General features: G+C 43.5%; 1 protein-coding gene. It reads left to right on the top strand.

The annotated features are described in order from the left end of the window. Positions 1 to 40 precede the first annotated feature (40 nt). A partial coding sequence (locus DK871_RS28820; RefSeq protein ID WP_218581567.1) for a hypothetical protein occupies positions 41 to 262 on the top strand: 222 nt, incomplete at its 3' end.

The raw sequence follows: 262 nt of genomic DNA, 5'->3' as shown, positions 1-262 counted from the left end.
AATAACTGTGAATTTCTTGGGGTTTGCTTGAGAACTTACTATGCCTTGGGCAAAGGGGATTTTACTTTTTACGATGGCTGTGGTATCACTGTGTTCTTCTTTAAGGGCTGATCCTGAGTCCCTTTTTGAAGCTGGTGCTGCATATGGAGCAGTCCCTGAAAACCCAGTCCACTTTGGCAAACTTGTAATTGGCGGTCAAGGTTCAGTATCTTATAATGGTGTAAAAATATCCCCACTGAGGTTAGCAGAGTATGAAGGGCAC

It is taken from the genome of Pseudomonas sp. L13 (assembly GCF_009935965.1).
Classification (GTDB): domain Bacteria; phylum Pseudomonadota; class Gammaproteobacteria; order Pseudomonadales; family Pseudomonadaceae; genus Aquipseudomonas; species Aquipseudomonas lactis.
This window is presented reverse-complemented; position numbering and strand designations above follow the sequence as displayed.